At 44.1% G+C, this 7,872-nt stretch carries 8 protein-coding genes; all 8 read right to left on the bottom strand.

Features of this window, described 5'->3' with window-relative positions; all coding sequences use genetic code 11:
* On the bottom strand, nt 1-106 hold a 106-nt coding region (locus FHQ30_RS13470), incomplete at its 3' end, for a DUF7832 domain-containing protein (protein WP_500692258.1).
* Nucleotide 107: 1 nt separating this feature from the next.
* Nucleotides 108-593, bottom strand: coding sequence for a hypothetical protein (locus tag FHQ30_RS10430; RefSeq protein ID WP_139611864.1), 486 nt, complete (start codon nt 591-593; stop codon nt 108-110).
* 40 nt (nt 594-633) lie between these two features.
* Complete coding sequence (locus FHQ30_RS10425) at nt 634-1,245, bottom strand: PAAR domain-containing protein (protein WP_139611865.1); 612 nt, start codon at nt 1,243-1,245, stop codon at nt 634-636.
* 39 nt (nt 1,246-1,284) lie between these two features.
* Complete coding sequence (relA, locus tag FHQ30_RS10420; RefSeq protein WP_139611866.1) at nt 1,285-3,507, bottom strand: GTP diphosphokinase; 2,223 nt, start codon at nt 3,505-3,507, stop codon at nt 1,285-1,287.
* A gap of 35 nt (nt 3,508-3,542) precedes the next feature.
* On the bottom strand, nt 3,543-4,859 hold the full coding sequence (gene rlmD / locus FHQ30_RS10415) for a 23S rRNA (uracil(1939)-C(5))-methyltransferase RlmD (protein WP_139611867.1): 1,317 nt from the start codon (nt 4,857-4,859) through the stop codon (nt 3,543-3,545).
* A 180-nt stretch (nt 4,860-5,039) separates the two neighbouring features.
* Nucleotides 5,040-6,014: an NAD(P)-dependent oxidoreductase gene (locus FHQ30_RS10410; protein ID WP_139611868.1), complete on the bottom strand. Its 975-nt coding sequence runs from the start codon at nt 6,012-6,014 to the stop codon at nt 5,040-5,042.
* Nucleotides 6,015-6,049: 35 nt separating this feature from the next.
* Nucleotides 6,050-6,997, bottom strand: a complete 948-nt coding sequence (locus FHQ30_RS10405) for a sugar kinase (RefSeq protein ID WP_139611869.1) — start codon at nt 6,995-6,997, stop codon at nt 6,050-6,052.
* A 4-nt stretch (nt 6,998-7,001) separates the two neighbouring features.
* Nucleotides 7,002-7,784 carry a sugar phosphate isomerase/epimerase family protein gene (locus FHQ30_RS10400; RefSeq protein ID WP_139611870.1) on the bottom strand — a complete coding sequence of 261 codons (783 nt, stop codon included), beginning with the start codon at nt 7,782-7,784 and terminating at the stop codon, nt 7,002-7,004.
* Between the last annotated feature and the right edge of the window lie 88 nt (nt 7,785-7,872).

Here is a 7,872-nt window from a genome sequence, read left to right as displayed (position 1 = left end):
TAATAATCCAATGCATAAATAACCCCATATGAGTTAAAGCATTCTTGACAGGCAAATCATTTGGATAATCCTCATTAAGATGCCATTTTATATCATCATATTTCATATTAATCCCTTACAGTTGTTTCTATGGTTATTACTTTATTTTTTAGGTTCTCTGGTGCATTTTTTCCAATAATTTTAGCTCCAGTATTAGCCATTGAATTATCTTTTAAAATTTGCAGGCTGCTTCTTTTTGCATTACCACTTTTCACTTCAATCGCAGAAATAATATCATCTTTTTTAACCATATGATCTATAACCCTTCTAGAATATTCAGTTTTAACTGATACTTGACTACCTAGAATGTTATATCCTTCTTTGAGTAATTCCCTTTTTACTTCATGTTCTCTTTTTTTTCCTCTTTTTGAATTATTCTTTAGTGTCATTCTTTTCTTATTATTGATTTTTGCTAAGTTTAGTTTTTCAGTTGAAAGCTCAGATTTAATGAAATTTTTAGCTTCTGCTTTTATATCATTTAATCCTAGTTGAATCTTTCTTAATCCTTTTCTCATTGAAGATATTGAAGGAGGAGAAGACATTTCTATAGCCACAAGAAGAACTTTCTCTCGAGGTGAAAACTCTTCTTCAATATCAGTTACAATAGCATTGTGAGCCGGTCATAATTTTTGCACCACAGCTTGTTCTATCACCTTCCCGTGCTGCAGATTGATTGTGCAGGAACACTGTTTCACTACCTGAGGCGATGACTTTAAGACTGTGGTTATTGCAGTTTATGGAATTATTTAAACCAGCAAATGCAGCTGGTTTACCATTGATAAAAATTGAATTTGAACCTTGTGTAATATATCCGTCCTCACCAGATAAACAGTTGTCTACGAATTTACGTGTTGCTTCTGCAGCTTTTTCAGCCCAATCTGGTTCACGGGTTTGCGATGTTTTCGTATTAAGAGATCGGCTTGCTTCAAATAGCATAAAACCGATACGAGCAGCGGCTCCAAATGGGCCTAGAAAGCCTGCGAGAATATAAGGCGAAGATGAAATAATGCCACCTACAATTGCTCCAGTAGTTACTCCTAGAAGGCTTTTATGCTTGATTGTATCACCAACTCGTGCGAACGGAGCGATATTTTCCCGTTTGCCAACAAGGTGAACTTTAGATCGTGGGAAACTATTAATGCGCGTCGTTATCCGTTGAATAGCTTCAGCAGAGATTTCTTCACCAGTTTTAGGTTTATTCTCCATTTCAGTTATTTCCTTTGTTCTATATATCAAAAATATAATTTAACTCGACAACCGCCGTGCCTCGACCACATCGTTAATCCGCAGCAGCGAAGATAAAATCCGCCCCAGCATCTCGACGTTGCCCAGTTCGATCTCCATATCAATGGTGGCGGTCATGTTTTTGACGTCGCTTTTACTGGAGACACGCAGCACACTGACTTTTTCGTTCGCCAGCACCGTGGTGATGTCGCGCAGTAAACCGGTGCGATCGTTGGCGACCACTCGAATCACCAGATTGAATTTGGTGTTGAAACTTTTACCCCACACCGCTTCCACCACCCGCTCCGGACAGACTTCTTGCAGATTCAACACCTGATCGCAGTCGGCACGGTGAATGGAAATGCCACGTCCTTGGGTGATGTAACCCAAAATCGCATCACCCGGAATCGGTTGACAGCAGCGAGCAATGTGGTGCATCAGGTTGCCAACTCCTTCCACTACAATTTGCCCTTTGCCGCTGCTGGTTTTGTTTTGCTGTTTGCTTTCTACCTGACGCAAAATATGCTCATCAACCTGTTCGGCAGAGGGTTTCAACAGTTTGCCTTGTAAGTAGTTGCTCAGTTGATTCAGGCGAATATCACCGTTGCCGATACCCGCATAAAGATCATCAAGTTGTTTCAAATTGTAGCGTGGTAATGCGTACTCTTCGATCTGCTTATGGTTCAGTCCCAGTTTGAGCATTTCTGCTTCCAACTGCTCTTTGCCAAGCGGAATATTTTTCTCGCGATCCAAACGTTTGAACCATGCCTGAATTTTGGAGCGTACCCGATTGATCGTGACAAAACCAGTGTTCGGATTCAGCCAGTCACGGCTTGGATTCGGATTTTTCTGGGTGATAATTTCCACTTTATCCCCCATTTGTAATTTGTAGGTGAACGGCACAATTCGATCCGCGACTTTAGCGCCGATACAGCGGTGCCCGACTTCGCTGTGGATAGTATAGGCAAAATCCAACGGTGTCGATCCGCTCGGCAAATCAACGATATCCCCTTGTGGTGTAAATACATAGATTCGATCGTCGAAGATTTTGCTACGGGTCTCCTCCATCATGTCGCCGGATTGGCTCAAATCATGCTGCCACGCCAAGACTTGACGTAACCAACTGATTTTCTGTTCATAATCCGCCCTGCCTCCGGTGCTACCCTCTTTATATTTCCAGTGAGCCGCCACGCCCAATTCAGCATCATCGTGCATTTTTTGGGTGCGGATTTGCACTTCAATCACTTTTTTCCCTTCGCCCCACACGACGGTATGAATCGATTGATAGCCGTTTGGCTTCGGATGCGCCACATAATCGTCAAACTCAGCAGCGATATGTTTAAAATGACTGTGGACAATACCGAGTGCGGTATAGCAATCTTCCAATTTATCCACAATAATCCGCACTGCACGAATATCAAACAGCTGCTCGAACGGCAGATTTTTCTTCTGCATTTTTTTCCAAATGCTGTAAATATGCTTTGGACGCCCATACACTTGCGCACCTTGCGGCAGTTCGGCTTGTAGATCACGCTCAATCACCGCAACAAAATCATGGATATAGGCTTCACGATCGCGGCGCTTTTCCTGCAATAATTTAGCGATTTGGCGGTAATGCACCGGATCAAGATAGCGGAAACAGTAGTCTTCCAACTCCCATTTTAACTGCCCGATGCCCAAACGGTTGGCAAGCGGGGCGTAAATATTGCTGCATTCGCGCGCAGCTAAGATTTTTTCCGGTTCGGAGATAAAATTGTTTTCTTCACGTAAAAACGCAATCCGCTCCGCCAATTTAATCACCACGCAGCGGAAGTCGTCCACCATCGCCAGCAGCATGCGGCGCACATTATCCACCTGCAAATTGCTGCTCGACTGGCTGGCGCTCAATTGACGGATACTGTCCATATCCACCACACCTTTCACCAGCTTGCGAATGTCGTTGCCGAAATCCTCTTTAACATGGTCATAATTGATGATTCGTCGCTTCACCAAAGGGAATAACATCGCAGCAATCAGACTGTCTTGATCCATATTCAAGCCACTCAACACCTCTACCATTTCGCTAGCAGAGTAGAGCAAATATTGCTGCTCTTTTGCCTCCAAATCCGCTAATTTGCCGCAATTATAGTGCCAAGTTTCGATTAACTTTTGACGAACCACAGGAGTGAGCGTCAAACTCTCACTCCAATCCTCAATCACAAATTGCTCGGGTGAGAGCAAATGCGATGCACGAATGGCTACCATATTATTCTCCCTGTTTGCTGGTTAGCATTTGTTGGTTAGCGCTTTTTAAATAACGTGATTGATTCCAAATGCGCTGTATGCGGAAACATATCAATCGCCGCACTTTTTTCAATTTGATACCCCTGTTGCAACAAATATTCACTGTCGCGCACCAATGTTGCCGGATTGCAAGAAACATACAAAATACTGTTCGGGCGCAATTCGCAAATATGCGGCAGCGCAAACAGCGCACCGCTGCGTGGCGGGTCGAGCAGCACTTTGTCAAACGCCTGTTTCACCCAAGGTTGATCACTGAAAGTACGGTCCAAATCCGTTTGGTAAAATTCAACGTTGGTTACGCCATTGACAAGCGCATTCTGCTTCGCCTGCGCCACCATCTCGGCGACTCCCTCAATCCCGACCGCACTTGCTACTTTGGACGCCAAGGGCAGGGTAAAGTTTCCCATGCCGCAAAATAAATCCAACACCCGATCGTTCGGTGACAACGCCAGCCAGTCAAGGGCGGTATCGATCATTTTTTGATTTAAAGTGCGGTTCACCTGAATAAAATCCCGCACCGCAAACGCCAACCGCTGTCCGTTAGCCAACTGATAATAAGGGGTGTCGCCATACCAGTGTTGAATCTGGTATTCCTGTTCGCAAACAAACAGTTGTAATTGCTGTTCAGCGGCAAACTGCAACAACCGCACTTTGTCATCGGCTTGCACTTGCCCCGCATGGCGCAATAACATCGCCACACCGTTATCGGCTGCGACCAGTTCGATATGTCCCAATTGTGCTTTGCTCTGCCATTGTGGTAGCCATGTTTGCAATGCCGCCAACACCGCATTCAAGTGCGGTTCGGCAACAGCGCAATGTTGGATATTGACAATCGATTTCGAACGCCGTCGGCGCAAACCGAGTGACAAGGTTTGGCTTTTTTTATCGAATAAAATGCTCAAGCGCAACCGACGACGATAGCCCCACTCATCAGCGCTTAACAATGGTTGAAAAGCAATTGTCGGCTGCAAACGGCTTAAACGCTGCTGTAGCGCTTGCTGCTTCACCTGCTGTTGCAACGTTATTGGAATATGCTGCAGTTGACAACCGCCGCATTCGGCATAATGATCGCACTTTGGCTCAATGCGCTGCTCAGAATGCTGCAAAATTTTTTGTGCCACTGCGTGCCCATACTGCTTTTTCTCGTCCAGCACCCGCACTTCCACGGTTTCCTGTGGCAACGCATTTTCCACAAACCAGGTTTTACCCTGCAAACGGGCAACTCCCAACCCTTGATAATCAAGATCAGTTATCTGCAGCGTCAGTTTTTTCGGGGTTTTGCCTTGCTTGCGTTCAGTATAAAAAAGAGCCATAGCGGAGTACTTTTCGGGTTAGCCAACATTTAAGCCGCTATTATAAAAGCGAAACCACAGAATGCGAAATAATCTGTGGGGATTATTTATAATTCACGCCAGTTTGCACAGCTGCACCGTGCATTTATGAAATAGTTGATACCGCACTTTACCGTTATAAAACGTAAAGTGCGGTAGTCGTTATCCGACTTGAGGGTTAACCCAATTTTCATTAGGTGGTTGCTCTGCAAGGGAGACAATCATGTTGTCCACCGCACAGCGTACCATGTTATAGCGGGTTTCTATGGTGGCTGAGCCAATGTGCGGCAATAGCACGACATTTGGTAACGCCATTAACGGAGAATTTGGCGGCAAAGGTTCGACCTCAAATACATCTAATCCGGCAGCTTTTATCGTACCATTTTGTAACGCTGCCACCAGTGCCTGTTGATCAACAATTTTTCCGCGTGCGCCATTAATTAAAATAGCGCTCGGTTTCATTAACGCTAATTTTTCGGCGGAGATCAGCCGCTCTGTGGACGGCAATAATGGCAGGGTAATACAGACAAAATCTGCACGCTGCAATAGCTCGTCCAAAGAACAACGTTGCGCTTGATATTGCTGCTCAACCTGAATATTCGGTTTATTACTCATATATAAAACTTTCATATCAAAACCACAATGCGCTCTTTTTGCTACTGCGCTTCCGATCCGCCCCATGCCCAAAATACCAATGGTTTTATGATGTACATCCGTTCCATAATATTCATCCCCGATGCTGCGCTGCCACTCTCCCGCTCGCACCAACATCGAAAGTTCGACTGCACGGCGTGCGGTGGCTAAAACTAAGGTAAAAATCGTATCTGCGGTGGTATCGGTTAATACTGTCGGCGTATGCATCAGTCGGATTCCACGCAAAGTTAAATCGTCCACATCGAATTGATCATAACCAACCGAAATAGTGGAAATTGCTTTTAATTTAGGAGCAAATTGCAGCAAATCCTGTTTAATCGGTACGCTGGCACCGATTAAACCGTCCGCCTGTGCTAATGCTGCGATAAATTCTGCACGGTTATCGGAGGTAATACCATCAAAAGTTATCAAATTAAAAGATTCAGCCAATCTGGCTTGCTGCTCTTGTGGAATTTTTTTATACAGAATAACATTCTTTTTCATTCATTTATCCTTAAAATGCGGTTTGATTTAATGCATCAAATCTCACCTAGCTGCGCTCGGTTTGGCAATCCTTCGCTATCGCCGATCGCCTGTATCGCAAGCGAACCTATACGGTTACCGCGTTCCACAGCCTGCTGCAACGTTTTTCCTTCCAATAATGCGCTGATAACACCGACAGCAAAACCATCACCGGCGCCGACCGTATCCACCACATTTTCGATGAAACAAGCCGGAGCAGTACCTTGATTTCCCTGATGATCTTTAAAATAAGCACCTTGTTCACCTAATTTAATAATCACGGCTTTAACCCCTTGTTCCAGATAAAAATCTGCAATCGCTTCGCTAGAAGTTAAGCCGGTCAAAATATAACCCTCTTTAATTCCCGGCAACACCCAATCGGCTTTGAAAGCGAGTTGATTCAAGTGATAAACCATTTCTTGCTCACTTTTCCAAAGCGTCGGGCGCAAATTAGGATCAAAAGAAACGGTTTTTCCTGCGGTTCGCATAAAATCAGCAAAGTGCAACGATAATTGATAGGTACTATCGGATAACGCTGCCGCAACACCACTGAGATGTAAATGACGCGCATTTAAGAAAGCATCAGGATTGAAATCTACTAGCGATAAATGGCTGGCTGCCGAGCCTTTACGAAAATATTCCACTGCTGGATCTGTTCCGTTCACCGCTTTTGATTTCAGTTGAAATCCGGTCGGATAGCGTGAGTCGATAGTGACTAATTCACTGTGAATATTTTCTTTAGCCAGTTGTTGCAAGATAAATTTTCCGAAAGAATCATGACCGACTCGGCTTAACCACGCAACCTCAAGCCCCAATCTCGCCAGTCCGATAGCCACATTCAGTTCTGCCCCAGCTGCTCGCTTGGCGAAGTGGTTGATTTCAGATAACTCTCCAAATTCAGTAGCAACAAACATCACCATTGCTTCGCCATAAGTGATGACATCTAATAACGGTTGGTTTGACATCTTATTATCCTTTTAATAATTCGACAAAATACAAGGATGTGGCGACCAAATTTTCGCCAATTAATGGAAACTCAATTCCCAGTGGGACATCTTGTGAAAAATTCCGTTGCACAATTTGTACATAATTATCCGCTCTCCCTGTTGGTGGAACTGCGCTTAATTTTCCGGCAGCATCAAGTGCGGTTGACTTAAGATGCACATAACCAACATAAGGCGCCAATTTTTGTGCAGCAGTTTGCGGATCTTGCTGCACCCAAGCCCAATTACCACTATCGAAAGCCAAACGTAGCGGTAACTTATGTTGTTTCAACCATTCGGCAAAAGCAGCCATGCTGTGTAGATTACCGCTTTTTAGCGCTTGATCATTTTCGATAACACATAATATATCGGGGTAAATACGGTTTACTGCCGCTAATCTCTCTGCCAAAACCGATGACATATCCAACTGAAAATCACCAAGAGAAAATTTGATCAACTTGGCATCGAGCTGTTTTGCTTCATCAAAATACTGTTCAATATTTGGATTAATCTCGGTTTTTTGTTCTGGAAACTGTTGCAAAAATAGTGAAAAAGGAACCGAGTAAAAACACTCCAACTGCTGGTGTTTAATAGCTTGTGCCAGTTCGGACAATTGTGATAATTCTTCAGCGGAAAACAGTTCGCGACGAATTTCAACCCCGTCGGCTCCGGCTGCTTTAACAGTTGCCAGAATTTCTTTCTGACCACCGATTTCTTGGATGTAGTCCGAGCCGTAAGATGAAGTGACAATGATAATTTTTCTAGCCATAGCCTATATTTCCTTTATTTTGGTCTTCCATATCAATGGAACCGATACCAAAGAATAAAAAATGAATTCATACTAGGGTCTGTTGATC

This window comes from Testudinibacter sp. 'clade 2', from assembly GCF_006227735.1.
Classification (GTDB): domain Bacteria; phylum Pseudomonadota; class Gammaproteobacteria; order Enterobacterales; family Pasteurellaceae; genus Chelonobacter.
Note: the sequence above shows the minus strand (reverse complement) of the source record. Positions and strands in the feature narration are given on the sequence as shown.

Coding starts and splice junctions, on each gene's coding strand:
- FHQ30_RS10405 (WP_139611869.1), bottom strand. CDS start 6,997: ATGTCAAACCAACCGTTATTAGATGTCATCACTTATGGCGAAGCAATG.
- rlmD (WP_139611867.1), bottom strand. CDS start 4,859: ATGGCTCTTTTTTATACTGAACGCAAGCAAGGCAAAACCCCGAAAAAA.
- FHQ30_RS10400 (WP_139611870.1), bottom strand. CDS start 7,784: ATGGCTAGAAAAATTATCATTGTCACTTCATCTTACGGCTCGGACTAC.
- FHQ30_RS10425 (WP_139611865.1), bottom strand. CDS start 1,245: ATGGAGAATAAACCTAAAACTGGTGAAGAAATCTCTGCTGAAGCTATT.
- relA (WP_139611866.1), bottom strand. CDS start 3,507: ATGGTAGCCATTCGTGCATCGCATTTGCTCTCACCCGAGCAATTTGTG.
- FHQ30_RS10410 (WP_139611868.1), bottom strand. CDS start 6,014: ATGAAAAAGAATGTTATTCTGTATAAAAAAATTCCACAAGAGCAGCAA.